Annotated in this window: 12 protein-coding genes and 1 other RNA gene; 10 read left to right on the top strand and 3 right to left on the bottom strand. The window is 72.8% G+C overall.

Annotated elements, in window-relative coordinates; all coding sequences use genetic code 11:
* Positions 1–141 precede the first annotated feature (141 nt).
* Positions 142–336 carry a hypothetical protein gene (locus tag ACO1BR_RS29825; RefSeq protein WP_159503520.1) on the bottom strand — a complete coding sequence of 65 codons (195 nt, stop codon included), beginning with the start codon at positions 334–336 and terminating at the stop codon, positions 142–144.
* A 250-nt stretch (positions 337–586) separates the two neighbouring features.
* On the opposite strand from ACO1BR_RS29825, the gene ftsE reads away from it, so the two are divergent.
* The 6 genes from ftsE (at position 587) to ACO1BR_RS29795 (ending at position 5,384) form a co-directional block, all read left to right on the top strand.
* Positions 587–1,276 carry a cell division ATP-binding protein FtsE gene (gene ftsE, locus ACO1BR_RS29820; protein ID WP_030069385.1) on the top strand — a complete coding sequence of 230 codons (690 nt, stop codon included), beginning with the start codon at positions 587–589 and terminating at the stop codon, positions 1,274–1,276.
* A gap of 9 nt (positions 1,277–1,285) precedes the next feature.
* Positions 1,286–2,197 (top strand): permease-like cell division protein FtsX, encoded by a 912-nt coding sequence (gene ftsX / locus ACO1BR_RS29815; RefSeq protein WP_426798201.1) that lies wholly within the window; start codon positions 1,286–1,288, stop codon positions 2,195–2,197.
* Positions 2,198–2,264: 67 nt separating this feature from the next.
* Positions 2,265–3,458, top strand: a complete 1,194-nt coding sequence (locus tag ACO1BR_RS29810) for a S41 family peptidase (protein WP_426798200.1) — start codon at positions 2,265–2,267, stop codon at positions 3,456–3,458.
* Between the two features lie 18 nt (positions 3,459–3,476).
* Positions 3,477–3,974 carry an SsrA-binding protein SmpB gene (smpB, locus tag ACO1BR_RS29805; RefSeq protein WP_159503524.1) on the top strand — a complete coding sequence of 166 codons (498 nt, stop codon included), beginning with the start codon at positions 3,477–3,479 and terminating at the stop codon, positions 3,972–3,974.
* Between the two features lie 122 nt (positions 3,975–4,096).
* Positions 4,097–4,466, top strand: a transfer-messenger RNA (tmRNA) gene (gene ssrA, locus ACO1BR_RS29800).
* Positions 4,467–4,844: 378 nt separating this feature from the next.
* Positions 4,845–5,384, top strand: coding sequence for a DUF4232 domain-containing protein (locus ACO1BR_RS29795; protein WP_426798199.1), 540 nt, complete (start codon positions 4,845–4,847; stop codon positions 5,382–5,384).
* Positions 5,385–5,407: 23 nt separating this feature from the next.
* Here ACO1BR_RS29795 and ACO1BR_RS29790 read toward each other — a convergent pair whose 3' ends face one another.
* On the bottom strand, positions 5,408–7,330 hold the full coding sequence (locus tag ACO1BR_RS29790) for an asparagine synthase-related protein (RefSeq protein WP_426798198.1): 1,923 nt from the start codon (positions 7,328–7,330) through the stop codon (positions 5,408–5,410).
* A 533-nt stretch (positions 7,331–7,863) separates the two neighbouring features.
* On the opposite strand from ACO1BR_RS29790, the gene ACO1BR_RS29785 reads away from it, so the two are divergent.
* Together ACO1BR_RS29785 and ACO1BR_RS29780 are read left to right on the top strand one after the other, a co-directional pair.
* On the top strand, positions 7,864–9,288 hold the full coding sequence (locus ACO1BR_RS29785) for a nitrate/nitrite transporter (RefSeq protein WP_426798197.1): 1,425 nt from the start codon (positions 7,864–7,866) through the stop codon (positions 9,286–9,288).
* Positions 9,289–9,549: 261 nt separating this feature from the next.
* Positions 9,550–10,731, top strand: coding sequence for a uroporphyrinogen-III synthase (locus ACO1BR_RS29780; RefSeq protein ID WP_426798196.1), 1,182 nt, complete (start codon positions 9,550–9,552; stop codon positions 10,729–10,731).
* A 15-nt stretch (positions 10,732–10,746) separates the two neighbouring features.
* Here the strand turns inward: ACO1BR_RS29780 and ACO1BR_RS29775 are convergent, their stop codons facing one another.
* Positions 10,747–11,523, bottom strand: a complete 777-nt coding sequence (locus tag ACO1BR_RS29775; protein WP_426798195.1) for a class I SAM-dependent methyltransferase — start codon at positions 11,521–11,523, stop codon at positions 10,747–10,749.
* 186 nt (positions 11,524–11,709) lie between these two features.
* Here ACO1BR_RS29775 and ACO1BR_RS29770 point away from each other — a divergent pair, with 186 nt between their 5' ends.
* Both ACO1BR_RS29770 and ACO1BR_RS29765 read left to right on the top strand, forming a co-directional pair.
* Entirely contained in the window at positions 11,710–12,315 is a 606-nt protein-coding gene (locus tag ACO1BR_RS29770; protein WP_426798194.1) for a CGNR zinc finger domain-containing protein, read from the top strand.
* A 109-nt stretch (positions 12,316–12,424) separates the two neighbouring features.
* Positions 12,425–14,929, top strand: coding sequence for a HelD family protein (locus tag ACO1BR_RS29765; protein WP_426798193.1), 2,505 nt, complete (start codon positions 12,425–12,427; stop codon positions 14,927–14,929).
* Positions 14,930–15,530: the final 601 nt, after the last annotated feature.

Genomic DNA, 15,530 nt, shown 5'->3' with positions numbered 1-15,530 from the left:
CCCGGGACGCATGCGTCCCGGGCCCCTCGGTGTACGGGCACGGCAATTCGGGCACCCCGGCGCGCGCATGCCGGCAGCCGGCCGCTCCAGGCCGGCGCCGCCGCCCGGCGTACCGGCGCGGTGACGGTCGCGCGGGCGCCGCTACGCCACGGTCTGGCGCAGCACTCCCGCGAGCGCGACCAGCACTATCAGCAGGGCCACCAGCATCGCGGGGTTGAGCTGGCCGAAAATGCCGGCTTGCTGCTGGAGCCGTTCCCTGCTTGCCCGGCACACAGGGCAGCGGCCCTCGCTCACAGGGGCCGCGCAATTGGCGCACACCAATCGGTCGTACGTCATGCGACCTCCTTCTTTACTGCACCAACGCACCAGGAGGCGCGATGGTTCCCTCTACCACTGTGCCAGCTCCGCAGCCGAACGGCGCGCCCCGCAGGTTTGTGCGCCTTTTGTCCCCCTAGGCGCCGTGACGAAACGCACCAACCCCGTACGACGGCTTCGCGGCCACCCGAGGTTCGCGTAGGGTCACGCTCACCGACGGGAGCCCTCACCGGTATCCCGTGCCCCTACCGAGGTCGACCGTGGTGCATCAGTGATCCGATTCGACAACGTCTCCAAGACCTACCCGAAGCAGAACCGCCCCGCCCTCAGGGATGTCTCCCTGGAGATCGAGCGCGGCGAGTTCGTCTTCCTGGTGGGTTCCTCGGGCTCCGGTAAGTCCACCTTCCTGCGGCTGCTCCTGCGTGAGGAGCGTGCCAGCCATGGTGCCGTGCACGTGCTGGGGAAGGACCTCGCCAAGCTCTCCAACTGGAAGGTTCCGCAGATGCGGCGCCAGGTGGGCACGGTCTTCCAGGACTTCCGGCTGCTCCCCAACAAGACGGTGGGGCAGAACGTCGCCTTTGCGCTGGAAGTCATCGGCAAGCCGCGCGGGCAGATCCGCAAGACCGTGCCCGAAGTCCTCGAACTCGTCGGCCTCGGCGGCAAGGAGGACCGTATGCCGGGTGAGCTCTCCGGTGGTGAGCAGCAGCGCGTCGCCATCGCGCGGGCCTTCGTCAACCGCCCGATGCTGCTCATCGCGGACGAGCCCACCGGCAACCTCGACCCGCAGACCTCCGTCGGCATCATGAAGCTGCTGGACCGGATCAACCGGACCGGTACGACGGTGGTCATGGCCACCCACGACCAGCAGATCGTCGACCAGATGCGCAAGCGGGTCATGGAACTTGAGAAGGGCCGGCTCGTACGCGACCAGTCGCGCGGCGTGTACGGCTACCAGCACTGAAAGGACGCCATGCGCGCCCAGTTCGTCCTGTCGGAGATCGGCGTCGGTCTCCGCCGTAACCTCACGATGACCGTTGCCGTCATCGTCTCCGTAGCCCTCTCGCTCGGCCTGTTCGGCGCCTCGCTGCTGATGCGGGACCAGGTCAGCACCATGAAGGGCTACTGGTACGACAAGGTCAACGTCTCCATCTTCTTCTGCAACAAGAACGACGCCGAAACGGCCGGCAACTGCGCCAAGGGCGCGGCCACCCAGCAGCAGAAGGACGACATCAAGGCCGAGCTGAACCGGCTGCCGATCGTGCAGAACGTGCAGTACGAGTCCAGCGACCAGGCGTACAAGCACTACAAGGAGCAGTTCGGCGACACCCCGGTCGCCGGTCTGGTGACGCCCGACCAGCTGCCGGAGTCCTTCCGGGTCAAGCTGAAGGACCCGACGAAGTTCGCGGTCATCAAGTCGGCGTTCTCGGAGCGGCCCGGCGTCGAGCAGGTGCAGGACCAACGGGACACCGTTGAGCCCCTGTTCAACCTCCTCAACGGCATGAACATCGCCGCGCTGTGCGTGATGGGGCTGATGCTGGTCGTTGCGCTGATGCTGATCGTCAACACCGTGCGGGTGTCGGCGTTCAGCCGCAGGCGGGAGACCGGGATCATGCGGCTGGTGGGAGCGTCCAGCTTCTACATCCAGATGCCGTTCATCCTGGAGGCCGCCATCGCCGGTCTGCTCGGCGCGCTGTTCGCGTGCGTGCTGATCGGTGGCGGCAAGTACCTCCTCATCAACAACTGGCTGGCGAAGAAGATCCAGGTGATCAACTTCATCGGCTGGGACTCGGTGATCACGGTGCTGCCACTGGTGCTGCTCATCGGGCTGCTGATGCCCGCGCTCGCCGCGTTCTTCGCGCTGCGCAAGTACCTCAAGGTGTGAGCTTCGCCAAGGGCGCCGTACGGACAACTCCCCGTACGGCGCCCTTCGGTCGCCTAGACTCACCCGCATGTCGGGCCCGTGTTCGTACGGCCGGCCCCGCCGCATCCGCCGCGGGGCGGCCCTCACACTGCTCCTCGCCGGGGTGCTGGCCACGGGGGCGGTGACCGGGGCGTGGCATGACGAGGCCGAGGGCGCCGTGGAACAGACCGCCGCGGAGCGCCCGGCCGGGTCGGCCGCGGACCGCGCGGCCGTCGAACGGGCCGCCGCGCAGGCCGTAGCGGACGGCAAGTCCGGTTCGCAGGCCGCCGCCGAGGTGGTCAGCCGCAGCGGTGACCGCTGGTCGGCGATCTACACCCCCGGGGAATTCGAGGACTTCCAGGCGCAGTTGGACGGCGCCTACGTCGGCGTCGGCCTGTGGGTGCGGCAGCGGGCCGGCGGCTTAATCATGGTGTCCCGGGTCCAGCCCGGCAGCCCCGCCGCCCGCGCCGGGGTCGCCGTCGGGGACCGCCTGGACGCCATCGACGGCGAGGCCTCCCGGGGACGGCCGGTCACCGAGACGGTCGCCCGGCTTCGCGGCGACGACCGCGCGGGCTCCCCGCGGGCCGCGGCCGGCACCCCCGTCCGGCTGGACCTGGAGCGGGCCGGCCGGCACTGGAGCGTGACCCTGCACCGCGCCCGGCTGCGCACCCAGAACGTCACCGTGGACCGCCCGGCCGGCGCCGGCGGCCCGACCCGGATCAAGGTCGCCGCGTTCACCAGGGGCACCGGCGCGGCCGTGCGCCGTGCGGTCGCCGCCGCCGACCCGCGGCACGGGCTGCTGCTGGACCTGCGCGGCAACACGGGCGGCCTGGTCACCGAGGCCGTCGCCACCGCTTCGGTCTTCCTGGACGGCGGCCTGGTCGCCACCTACGACGTCCGCGGCAGCCAGCGCGCCCTGTACGCGGAGCGCGCCGGGGACACCCGCACCCCTCTGGTCGTCCTGGTCGACGGCGGCACGATGAGCGCCGCCGAGCTGCTGTCGGGCGCCCTCCAGGACCGCGGCCGGGCGGTGGTGGTCGGCTCCCCGACGTTCGGCAAGGGCTCGGTCCAGATGCCCAGCGAGCTCGCGGACGGCTCGGTCGCCGAGCTGACCGTCGGCCACTACCGCACCCCCTCCGGTCACACCGTCGACGGCGCCGGCATCACCCCCGACCTGGTCGTCGAGGATCATGCGGAGAACCGGGCCCGCACAGTATTGAGTGGCCTCGGCACCGGCACGTAGTGCGAAAATGGCCGCACTATGGCTAAGGACAAGGGCAAGGACAAGAACGCCGGGCGCAAGCTCGTCGCGCAGCACAAGAAGGCGCGGCACGACTACCACATTCTGGACACCTATGAGTGCGGTCTGGTGCTGACCGGCACCGAGGTGAAGTCGCTGCGCCAGGGCCGGGCGTCGCTGGTGGACGGATTCGTCCAGATCGACGGCAATGAAGCCTGGTTGCACAACGTACACATCCCCGAATACGCCCAGGGCACCTGGACCAACCACAGCGCGCGGCGCAAGCGGAAGCTGCTGATGCACCGCGCCGAGATCGACAAGCTGGAGTCCAAGAGCCAGGAGTCGGGGCACACGATCGTGCCGCTGTCCCTCTATTTCAAGGACGGCCGGGCCAAGGTCGAGATCGCGCTGGCCAAGGGCAAGAAGGAGTACGACAAGCGGCAGACGCTCCGCGAGAAGCAGGACCGCCGGGAGGCGGATCGGGCGATGTCGGCGGCTCGCCGCAAGCAGCGCGCCTGAGCGGACCTCTCACGGGGGTCGCCGGGGAGCCGCCGGGGAATTCGCTGGCACCGCCGTGCGTTGGTCACGTACGATGGGTGTGCACCCCAGGAGGGGTGTGCACCACCTTGATAAATCAACATGGGGATGATCGGTTTCGACAGCGGATGTCGAAGCAGGGGAAGCGAGTCGAGGAAGCGGCAATGATCTCGTTAACCATGTGTCGCAACCAATAATCGCCAACACCAAGCGCGATTCCTTCGCCCTCGCTGCCTAAGTAGCGACCTGCGAAGTGTCAGCCCGGGGATGTTCCCGACCCGGATCCTGGCATCAGCTAGGGGACTAAACTCCTGAACCCGGTCACGGGGTGCAGGAGGAAATCACACAGTGACTGAGCCCGTCGGAGACTTGTTCGCGTGATCTCCGGGGCCGAGAAAATCGCAGCGAACTGCACTCGGAGAAGCCCTGATTCCGCACCGTTGGACGCGGGTTCGATTCCCGCCATCTCCACAATTCCCATGTGAAGACGAAGGCCCGGGTGTCCGTGAGGACACCCGGGCCTTCGTCGTGTGTGCGCGGGCGGGGGCTCCGCCGCGCATCCCCTCGGCCGCGGCGGCGGCGGTGCGGGCGGGGAGGCGGCGGGCGGGACGGCCCGCGGGGCGGAGCGGGCCGTACGGGAGCCCGGGGGCCGGGAAGATCAAGGGTCGCGGCGGCGGGTGCATGCCGACGGCCGGGGGTCGGCGGTGGTTCCCGCGGCGGCCGGATGCTTACGTGATGCATATCTCTCCCCGTCGACAGGCAACCTTCCGCGCCGAAAACCCTTCCTTACGGAAGGACATCGTGTGCGAGCGATGTGTGCGAACAATACGAACGGATTGAACAGGGGGAGTCGTGCAGCGACGTTCCGTACTCGCGACGACGATGGCCGCGCTCACCTTGACCGTCACTGCCGCGCTGGCTCTGACCGGCTGCGGCTCGGGTCGGATGGCCGCGCTGCACGCCAACTGCAAGACGAAGAGTCTCGGTTGGAAGGTCACGGTGCTCAAGGAGGTGCCGCACAGCCCGCGCCGCGAGGCCCGGCTGACGGCCGTCAACAAGGGTTCGCAGCCGTGTGTGTTCGACGGTTTTCCCACCTTTGCGGTGCATGTCGGCAAGGGGCCCGAGTCCGCCGGCAAGGGGCAGGTCCGGACCATGCCGATAGACCTGCGGCGCGGCGGGACCGTGACCACCAGCCTGCGGTACAAGGACCACGCGCCCGGTATGAAGCCCGCCGACTGCCTGGTCAGCAATGACGAGGCGACCGTCGGCGCGCCGCGCGACCATCACGAGAAGCAGATAAAGGTCCGGGACGAAAAGGGCAAGAAGGCCCGGATGAACATCTGCGAGGAGACCATCTGGATGAGCGCGCCGGTCCAGGGCACCGGCAGCTGAGTCGGCGGGCTCCGGCCGGCCTCTCAGGCGCCCTCCGGCGCCGGGGCGGATATCCGGTCGCCGGCGGCGGGGGCCGGGACGCTCCCGTACGACGGGGTTCCCGGTAGGGCCTCCGGCAGGGAGCGCAGCCAGTACTCGGCGGCCAGTGTCGGGTCCAGTGGCCGCAGCGCTTCGGTGTGCGGCTGGAGGGACGTCAGGACCGGCCGCAGCGCCTCGGGGCGGATCAGGCCCAGCGCGGCCAGCCGGGAGTCCTCGCAGAGCGCGGACAGCGCCCGGCGGTGGCGGCGCAGGCCGGTGTAGACCTCCGCGCTGTGCTCTCCCTTGGTGCCGCGGCCGAGGACGGTGCCGGGCACGATGTCGCGCATCGCGGCGGCCAGCACCGGTTTGTAGCAGCCGGTCCGGGCGCGGTCGTCGAGCCGGACGGCCAGCGCCGCCTCGATCACCGCGTCGTCCAGGAACGGCGTCTCGTACGCCACGCCGTGCGCCGAGGTGAGCGCGTCGATGCCGCGGACCAGTTCGCCGGCCCGGACGGCGGCCCGGACGGCCTCGTGCTGGGCCCGCAGGGCGGCGAACGGCTCGGGGTCCGCGGCGGCGGCCTCGCGCAGCAGTCGGCGGACCGTGGCGACCGCGTCCGGATGCGCCCAGGACGGCATGGCCGGGACGCACTCCCAGTCGGCGCCGGTGGTCTCGTGGCGGGCGCCGGGCGTGATCCGGTCGGCGCCGGCGGCCAGCCAGCGTGGGTAGGACCGGCCGCCGAGCAGGGTGCGCAGGGTGGCGGGCAGCGTCCGGTGGCCGAGCCGCAGGGCCCGGCGGGCCTGCCGGGCGGCGGCCCGGAAGTCGCTGCGGGCCAGGGAGTTGAGCGCCACGGCCCGGAGGTCGAAGAGCTCGTCGCCGCCGACGCCGGACAGATGCAGCCGGGAGCCGTACCGGGCGACCAGCTGCGCCTGGTGGACGAGCCGGGCCGCTTCCCGGACCGCGGTGAGCGGGCCCGCCGGGTCGGTGTGCGAGGGGTGCGCGGGCGGGGTGTACCAGGTGGGCGCGTCGGTGTACGGGAGGGACAGGTGTCGGCCCTCCTGGCGGACCCGGCCGAGGCGGTAGGCGCTGTGCGCGCTCCACAGGGGGTCGTCGTTGGCCGGGTCGCGGGACTCCCAGGCGGTGGTGACCAGCCCGGCCCCGCCGCGGGCGGCCAGGAAGCACAGGCTGGCGGAGTCCATGCCCCCGGACAGGTCGGCGCTCACGGCGGCGGACCGCGTCCGGGCGTGCACCGCCGCGCCGAGGGTCTCGCGTACGGCCTCGGCGGCGTCCGGCAGCGGCACGTCCGGCTCCGGCGGCCGCCACCAGCGGACCTCGCGGTGCACGCCGTGCGCGTCGTAGGTGGCGCAGTGGTCGGGCGGTACGGCGTGGATCGACCGCCAGGGGGTGCGCAGTGCGAGCGGGAGCGGGGCGGCGGGGGCGAGCAGCCGGGCCGCCAGCGCCTCCTCGTCGACCGTGCCGGTGCCGGGTGCGCCGGGCAGCCCGGCCGCGGTGGCCTCGCGGGCCAGGGCGGCCAGGTCCTGCGGGCGGCTGCCCAGGACGGTGACGCCGCCGAAGCAGGTGCGGTGCAGCCGGCGGACCGTCGAGAGCGTTCCCTGGCAGCGGACCCGGGGGCCCATGTAGGCCAGCAGGAAGAAGCTGCCGGGGAGTTCGTGGCGGAGGTCGCAGAGGTCGTCCAGGCTGCGCAGCCGGCGCAGCAGTCGGGCCAGTTCGCTGGAGGTGGCGGAGGTCGTCCCGAGCAGCACCGCGCACCGGGGGCCGATGCGCGCGGTCACCAGTTCCTCGCGCCGCCAGTGCCCCACGATCCAGGGGCGGCCGGAGAGATGCGGCACGGTGCGGGTGGCCGGGGTCCGCGGCAGGCGGGCGGCGAGCCGGTCGGCGGCGGGGTGGTCGGGGAACACGAGGAAATCCACGGGGGGTTGCCGCTCCTTGGCCTCGATGGGTACGACCGGGGGCCTGCCGGGGCGGGGAGGCGCCCCGGCAGGGGGGCCGCCGGTGGGCACGGTCAGGAGCCGCACCGTCCGCCGGCGGTCCGCTGCTGTGTTTGGTGCATCGCATCCCTTTCTTTCCGTGCTCCGGGGAGAGCCCTGCATCCCTGCGGGGGCGGGTGTGCCGCCCTGGCAGGGGGATCCGGCCGCCGCCGGGCGGGAGGTGAGCACACACCGCTTCGGCGACGGACTGTGTCGGGCTGGTTACTCCATGCGTCCGATAAAAAGGCTGGCAGTGTCTCGGGCACGTGCCATTACCCCGTACGGGTGACGGGCGGGGGCGCGTGGTGCATGTCGGCGCACCGCCCCCGCGTCGTACGCCGCGCGCGTGCCGCCGCGGCTCACCGCATGCACCCGGACCGCGTGAGAGCAAGGTTTCGCGCCGGTCACCTGCTGCCACAGGGCGGAAACCCGCCATCTCTAGCGTCGGTGGCAGGACCCGACCCCTGGGAGGCGCGATGACGGCCGAGGCCACGGCGAAGACCCCGAGCGAGCGCGGCGGCGAGCCGGGAAGGGCACGGCGCGGTAGGCGCTGGATCGAGCACTGGGACCCCGAGGACGAGGGGTTCTGGCGGGAGACCGGGGAGCGGGTCGCCCGGCGGAACCTGGCCTTCTCGGTGCTGTCCGAGCACATCGGCTTCTCCATCTGGAGCCTGTGGTCGGTGATGGTGCTGTTCATGGGGCCGGAGTACGGCGTCGATCCGGCCGGGAAGTTCTTCCTGGTGGCGATGCCGACACTGGTGGGCGCGGTGCTGCGGGTGCCGTACACCTTCGCGGTGGCGCGGTTCGGCGGGCGCAACTGGACGGTGTTCAGTGCCCTGTTGCTGCTGGTGCCGACGGCCGCGGCGGCGGTGGTGATGACGCCGGGGACGTCGTACGGCACGTTCCTGCTGGTGGCCGGGCTGACCGGGGTCGGCGGTGGGAACTTCGCCTCGTCCATGACCAACATCAACTCCTTCTATCCGCTGCGGAAGAAGGGCTGGGCGCTGGGCCTGAACGCCGGCGGCGGCAACATCGGGGTGCCGGTGATCCAGCTGCTGGGGCTGCTGGTGATCGGGACGGCGGGGGCCGCGCAGCCGCGGCTCGTCCTGGCGGTGTACGTGCCGCTGATCGTGCTCGCGGCGGTGCTGGCCGCGCTGTTCATGGACAACCTCGGGCCGGTGGCCAACGACACCGGTGCGGCCCTGGACGCGGCCCGCGAGCGGCACACCTGGGTGATGGCGCTGCTCTACGTCGGCACCTTCGGGTCGTTCATCGGCTACAGCTTCGCCTTCGGGCTGGTGCTCCAGAGCCAGTTCGCCCGCACGCCCCTCCAGGCGGCCTCGCTGACCTTCATCGGGCCACTGCTGGGGTCGCTGGTGCGGCCGGTCGGCGGGCGGCTGGCGGACCGGTTCGGCGGGGCCCGGATCACCCTGGGGAACTACGGGGCGATGAGCCTGGCCACCGGGGTGGTGATCTACGCGTCGGCGGTGCGCTCGCTGCCGGTCTTCCTCGTCGGCTTCATCGCGCTGTTCGTGCTGACCGGCCTGGGCAACGGCTCCACGTTCAAGATGGTCCCGGGGATCTTCCAGGCCCAGGCGGTGCGCCGGGGGCTGGAAGGGGAGGCGGCCGCCGCGTACGGGCGGCGACTGTCGGGGGCCGCGATGGGGCTGATCGGGGCGGTGGGTGCGCTGGGCGGGCTGGGTATCAACCTCGCCTTCCGGCAGGCGTTCGGCACGACCGGCTCGGGTACCCCGGCGTTCGTCGCCTTCCTGGCCTACTACGCGGTGTGCGGGGTGGTGACCTGGGCCGTATACCTGCGGGGGCCGGCCGGTGCGGGGCCCGTGGCGCGCCCGGAGGGCGCGGAGGGCGCGGCGGCGCGCCCGGCGTACGCCGAGGTCTGAGGCGCGGGCAGGTGATCCGCCCCGCGCCCCCGGCCGCGCCCCCGGGCCCGGTCGGGGGCGCGGCGGCGACTCCGTAACCGCGGGGAAATACTGGAGGAGTCTGCCTGTCACGTGCCGTTGGCAGGCTCGGCACCTGGGCGCGAGTGCCACCGGAGCCGTGACGCTCCCCCCGGCCACTGCTGGGTGGGGCCCTGCGGTAGCCGGGGGAGTACCTCCGGACACGGCACCGCGCACCGCCTCTGGGACGAGTGGGACGGACCTATGCACGATCAGCAGCACGAGCACACCACGCAGCGGCACGGCGAACCGGGCGGGCCGGTGCGCCCGCTGGACGGCTTCACCGTCGGGGTGACCGCGGCCCGGCGGGCGGAGGAACTGGGCGCGCTGCTGGAGCGCCGCGGTGCGCAGGTGCTGCACGCGCCCGCGCTGCGCATCGTGCCGCTGCCGGACGACGCCGAACTGCTCGCCGTCACCCGTGCGTTGGTCGAAGACGCGCCGGACGTGGTGGTGGCCACCACCGCCATCGGGTTCCGCGGCTGGATCGAGGCCGCGGAGGGCTGGGGGCTGGGCGAGGCGCTGCTGGACCGGCTGGCCGGGGTGGAGCTGCTGGCCCGCGGCCCGAAGGTGCGCGGCGCCATCCGGGCCGCCGGGCTGACCGAGAAGTGGTCGCCGGCCTCCGAGTCGATGGCCGAGGTGCTGGACCGGCTGCTGTCCGCGGGCGTCGCCGGGCGCCGGGTGGCCGTCCAGCTGCACGGGGAGCCGCTGCCGGGGTTCGTCGAGGCGCTGCGGGCGGCCGGTGCGGAGGTCGTCGGGGTGCCCGTGTACCGGTGGATGCCGCCGGAGGACATCGGGCCGGTGGACCGGCTGCTGGACGCGGTGCTCGCCCGCGGCCTGGACGCGGTGACCTTCACCAGCGCGCCGGCCGCCTCCTCGCTGCTGGAGCGGGCGGCCGAGCGCGGCATCCAGCCGGAGCTGCTGGCCGCGCTGCGGCAGGACGTGCTGCCGGCGTGCGTGGGCCCGGTGACCGCGCTGCCGCTGGAGGCGCTGGACGTGCCCACCCGCCAGCCCGAGCGCTTCCGGCTGGGCCCGCTGGTCCAGCTGCTGTGCCGGGAACTCCCGGGCCGGGCACGGCCGTTGCCGGTGGCCGGCCGGCGCCTGGAGATCCGTGGCCGGGCCGTCGTGGTGGACGGCGAACTGCGCCCGGTGCCGCCCGCCGGGATGGCGCTGCTGCGGACCTTGGCCCGGCGCCCCGGCTGGGTGGTGGCGCGTGCCGAGCTGCTGCGGGCGCTGCCGGGCGCGGGTCGGGACGAGCACGCGGTGGAGACCGCGATGGCGCGGCTGCGGGTGGCGCTGGGGGCGCCCAAGCTGATCCAGACGGTGGTCAAGCGCGGCTACCGGCTGGCGCTGGACCCGCACGCGGACACCGGCAAGTACGGCGGGTAGGGCCGTTCCGGCGGGTCAGGACGGGTGGTTGACCCGGATCTTCGACTGGCCGTGCGGCCGGGTCTCCCAGTCGTCCATGAAGCGCGCCTCCAGGCCGTGCTTGCGGGCGAGCCGCAGCAGGGTCTCGGTGCGGTAGTAGAAGTCCTCGCGCAGCACCTGGTGTTCGGCGCCCCCGGTGCGGTCGAAGGTGAAGTCGAAGAACCCGCCGGGGGCCAGCACCCGGCCGACGTGGGCCAGGCACTCGTCGATGACGTGGATCGGCGAGTGCGAGAAGACGCTGTGCGCGTGCACGACGTCGAAGTGGCCGGCCGGCAGGAAGTCCAGCGTCAGGTCCTGAGTGATCGTCAGATGCGGGAGCTCGTCCTGGAGTTCGTACGTGGCGAGGGTCCGCTTGGCGGCTATCAGGATGTCCGGCGAGATGTCGATGCCGTAGTAGTTGCCGGCGTCCAGGTGGGCGATGAAGCGCCAGCCGGCGCGCAGGTTGCCGCAGCCGATGTCGAGCATCCGGTGGCCGGGCTTCAGCCCGTGCTCCGCCAGGTAGTCGAACTGCATCTCGCCCAGCGCCAGCCAGCGCTGGTGGGTGCGGCTGCCGACCGCGGCCTCGGGGTTGCGCCCGGTGTCGGAGGCCATCACCGCGCGGTAGTACGCGACGTGGTCGGGGTGCTTGAGGCGCAGCCAGGTGTCGCGGGCGGTGCGCTTGACGTAAGGGGTGATGCGGGCCGGGTTGCGGACCGCGTAACCGATCTTGTGCGTCAGGCTGGCGCGGTTCGTGAGCAGCGTTTTCGACGACATGCCGCCGGACTATACACCAGCTGTATACGTACAGTGTCTACTTGGGTTGTCTTCGTGCGGTGCATGCGAGGAGTGGCCGACGCAGCAGGGTTCCGGCGGACGGCGCGGCCGGGCACCCTGGGAAGGTCCGCGTCCGCTCTCCCCTCACCACCACCCCGCGTTTCCTCCCCGAGGAGTGACAGGCACATGGCAGCCCCTTACGACCTGCGGTTCGACTGCGGGCGGATCTGCCTGGACCTGGTGGCCACCACCGGCGGCGCCGCCGAACGGCCCGCCGGCCTGGAACGGCTCACCGGCCCCGACCAGTTGGCGGCCTGGCTGACCGGCGCGGGGGTGGTGCCGTACGGCGTCCCGCTCGACGCGGTCGACGCCCTGTGGGTCACCCGCTTCCTGGCGCTGCGCGCGCTGCTGGGTCGCGTGGTGCACGCCGAACTGCGCGGCCGGGCCGCCGACGCCGACCTGGCGCAGCTCAACGCCGCGGCCGCCGCCCCGCCGCCCGCCGTCCACGCCGTACGCGGCCCCGACGGCGCGCTGGCCGGCACCTTCCCCGGCCCGCCCGACTGCGCCGGGCTGCTGGCCGCGGTGGCCCGGGACGCCGTCGCGCTGCTGACCGACCCGGCCGCGCGCGGGCTGCTGCGTCAGTGCGCCGGGGAGGGCTGCTCGCTGGTCTATCTGGACACCTCGCGCGGCCGGCGCCGCCGCTGGTGCTCCAGCGAGGTCTGCGGCAACCGCGAGCGGGTGGCCCGGCATCGAAGACGGACCAGAAAGAGCCCTGACCAGGTCAGGGCCTGAGTCAACATCCGACCGATTCCCTCCAGATTTGTCCCTCTCTCCAGGTGCGCGCGGTGTCGGGTTGGCGTACGGTTGACGGCTGCCCTACGCACAGGAGAAGGGGGCCTGGGTGGCCGCGCACAACGCCACGCACGCACCGGACCACGCACCGGATTCCGTTCGCGACCGCGAGATCGAGGCCGAGCAGACGCACCTCGACCGCGTCTACCGGCGCCTTGAGGAGAAGATCCACGAGGCCGAGTTCCTCATGGACGACGCCGCCAAGCGCGGCCAGGTCGGCACGCCCGGCGCGCTCGCCGAGCGGGACGCCCAGGTGTTCCAGGCCGGCATCCATCTCCACCGCCTCAACTCCGAGTACGAGGACTTCCTCTTCGGCCGGATCGACCTGCTCCTCGGCAAGGACGGCAAGAAGGGCCCGGACGGCGCCTTCACCTCCGTCGAGCCCGCCGACGGTGCGATCCGGGACGGCCGCGCCGCCATCGCCGAGACCCTGCACATCGGCCGCCTCGGCGTGCTGGACGCGGACTACTCGCCGCTGGTGATCGACTGGCGGGCGCCCGCCGCCGCCCCCTTCTACCGCGCCACCCCGGTCGCCCCCGGCCGCGTCGTGCGACGCCGGGTGATCCGCTCCAAGGGCCGCCGGGTGCTGGGCGTCGAGGACGATCTGATGCGCCCCGAGATCACCGCGACGCTGGACGGCGCCGAGCTGCCGGCGGTCGGCGACGGCGCGCTGATGGCCGCCCTGGGCCGGGCCCGCAGCCACACCATGCGGGACATCGTCGCCTCCATCCAGGCCGAGCAGGACCTGGTCATCCGGGCGCCCGCCGCCTCCGTCACCGAGGTCGAGGGCGGCCCCGGCACCGGCAAGACCGCGGTCGCCCTGCACCGCGCCGCCTACCTCCTCTACCAGGACCGCCGTCGCTACGCCGGTGGCATCCTGATCGTCTCTCCGACGCCGCTGCTGGTCGCGTACACCGAAGGCGTGCTGCCGTCCCTCGGCGAGGAGGGGCAGGTCGCCATCCGGGCGCTCGGCTCGCTCGTCGACGGCGCCGAGGCGACCGCGTACGACCCGCCGACGGTGTCCCGCATCAAGGGCTCCGCGCGGATGCAGAAGCTGCTGCGCAAGGCGGCCCGCGGCGCGCTGGAACTGGCGGCGCCGGGCGCGACACCCCCGGCACCCGCGGCGCTCCCGGTGGCCGGAGCGCCGGCCGGCGACGACGCCCAGCTGTCCCTGGAGGACCTGCTCGCCCAGGACGGCGCCGGGGACCGCGGCCGAAGAGCCGGCTCCGGTCCCGGGGCGGCACCGGGGGCGGCCGTCCCCACCCGGCTGCGGGTCGTCGCGTTCGGCGGCCGGATCGAGCTGGACGAGAGCGAGCTGCGCGCCATCCGGCAGAACGCGCTGGGCGGCACCGCCCCGGTCAACCTGCTGCGCCCGCGCGCCCGCCGGCTGATCCTGGACGCCCTGTGGGCCAGGTCCGGCGCCGCCCGCCGCTACCCGGACCCCGAGCTGGCCGCCGAGGCCCGCGAGGGCTTCGACGAGGACATCACCACCGAAGCGGACTTCCAGGAGTTCCTGGACGCCTGGTGGCCGGAGCTGACCCCGCGCGGGGTGCTGGCCGCGATGGCCGACGAGCGCCGGCTCGCCCGCTGGGCGCGCCGCATCCTCAACCAGCGCGAGGTGCGCCAGCTGGCCCGCTCGCTGCGCCGGCTGGACGCCACCGGGCACGGCCCGCTGTCGGTGCACGACATCGCGCTGCTGGACGAGCTCCAGCAGATCCTCGGCGCCCCGATGCGCCCGGCCCGCCCGCGCGAGGCCGACCCGCTCGACCAGCTGACCGGCCTGGACGAGCTGACCACCTACGCGGACCGCGCGACCTCCGGCCGCAGCCGCCGCGAGCGGCTGGAGGAGGAGCGCACCGACTACGCCCATGTGATCGTCGACGAGGCGCAGGACCTGACGCCGATGCAGTGGCGGATGGTCGGCCGGCGCGGCCGGCACGCCACCTGGACCGTGGTCGGCGACCCGGCGCAGTCCTCCTGGTCGGACCCCGACGAGGCCGCCGAGGCCCGCGACGAGGCGCTCGGCACCCGCCCCCGCCGCCGCTTCACGCTCACCGTGAACTACCGCAACCCCGCCGAGATCGCCGACCTCGCGTCCCGGGTGCTGGCGCTGGCGATGCCCGGCACCGCGTCCCCGAAGGCGGTGCGCTCGACGGGCCTGGAGCCCAGGTTCGCGGTCTCCGGTACGGACGGTGCGCGCGGCGCCGCCGGCGATGCGGCGCTGGCGCGGGCCACCGTCGCGGAGGCAGAGCGGCTGCTGGGCGAGGTCGACGGCACGGTCGGCGTCGTGGTGGCCATGCACCGCCGCGAGCAGGTCCGCGGCTGGCTGGCCGGGCTCGGCGACCGGGTGGTGGCGCTGGGCTCCCTGGAGGCCAAGGGGCTGGAGTACGACGCGACGCTGGTGGTCTCGCCGGCCGAGATCGCCGACGAGTCCCCGGCCGGGCTGCGGGTGCTCTACGTCGCGCTGACCCGTGCCACCCAGCAGCTCACCGTGCTCTCCGCCGGACCGGACGAGCCGGACGCCGACGGGGTGCCGGACCTGCTGCGCGACTGACGCGTACGGCGGGCGGGCCGGTCTCCCACAGCCTTCAGGGCATGGGAGGTTCCCCCGGCGCGCACCGCCGTACGAGGGGTCTTCAAAACGGCCCAGCGGGACGGGATTCGCTTCCCGGGATGGTTTGTTAGCCTTGGTGACGGCACCGGCTCGATCCAAGCCCCCGGGCCCAACCATCGTCGCTACGAGCGACCACTTGCCGCGAGGCGAGCATGGCGGGTCGGTGTCGTAAGCAGCAGCTGTGGGCGCCCCTCCTCCGGGAGAGGCGCCCACGGTCGTTTCCGCCGCTCCCGCTCCCGCTCCCGCCGCCGGCGGCCCGGCCGGGGTGCCGGCGGCGGGGCCGGCCGGTTCCCGTTCCCGGTGGGGGCTTCCGCTCGACGGATCATCTCTCGTATGGTGGAAGAGTCTTTCCGGAGTTTGTAGCTGGTTACCGTGTACCGGCTGGTAGGTGGGACGATCGAACGACGCGCTCCGGCTCGGTAACCCCTGAGTTCCGGAGTCGCTCAGAGAGAAACCAGGGAAAGCAGAGGAAGTCGGCCATGGCAACGGCGCCTAGCGTCTCGTATTCGATGACGGTGCGACTGGAAGTTCCCGCGAGCGG

The organism is Streptomyces sp. YGL11-2 (genome assembly GCF_050054615.1).
GTDB lineage: Bacteria > Actinomycetota > Actinomycetes > Streptomycetales > Streptomycetaceae > Streptomyces.
Note: the sequence above shows the minus strand (reverse complement) of the source record. Positions and strands in the feature narration are given on the sequence as shown.

Excerpts from the sequence above, each read along its gene's own strand:
- ACO1BR_RS29825 (WP_159503520.1), bottom strand. The coding sequence starts at position 336 with ATGACGTACGACCGATTGGTGTGCGCCAATTGCGCGGCCCCTGTGAGC.
- ftsX (WP_426798201.1), top strand. The coding sequence starts at position 1,286 with ATGCGCGCCCAGTTCGTCCTGTCGGAGATCGGCGTCGGTCTCCGCCGT.
- ACO1BR_RS29810 (WP_426798200.1), top strand. The coding sequence starts at position 2,265 with ATGTCGGGCCCGTGTTCGTACGGCCGGCCCCGCCGCATCCGCCGCGGG.
- smpB (WP_159503524.1), top strand. The coding sequence starts at position 3,477 with ATGGCTAAGGACAAGGGCAAGGACAAGAACGCCGGGCGCAAGCTCGTC.
- ACO1BR_RS29785 (WP_426798197.1), top strand. The coding sequence starts at position 7,864 with ATGACGGCCGAGGCCACGGCGAAGACCCCGAGCGAGCGCGGCGGCGAG.
- ACO1BR_RS29780 (WP_426798196.1), top strand. The coding sequence starts at position 9,550 with ATGCACGATCAGCAGCACGAGCACACCACGCAGCGGCACGGCGAACCG.
- ACO1BR_RS29775 (WP_426798195.1), bottom strand. The coding sequence starts at position 11,523 with ATGTCGTCGAAAACGCTGCTCACGAACCGCGCCAGCCTGACGCACAAG.
- ACO1BR_RS29770 (WP_426798194.1), top strand. The coding sequence starts at position 11,710 with ATGGCAGCCCCTTACGACCTGCGGTTCGACTGCGGGCGGATCTGCCTG.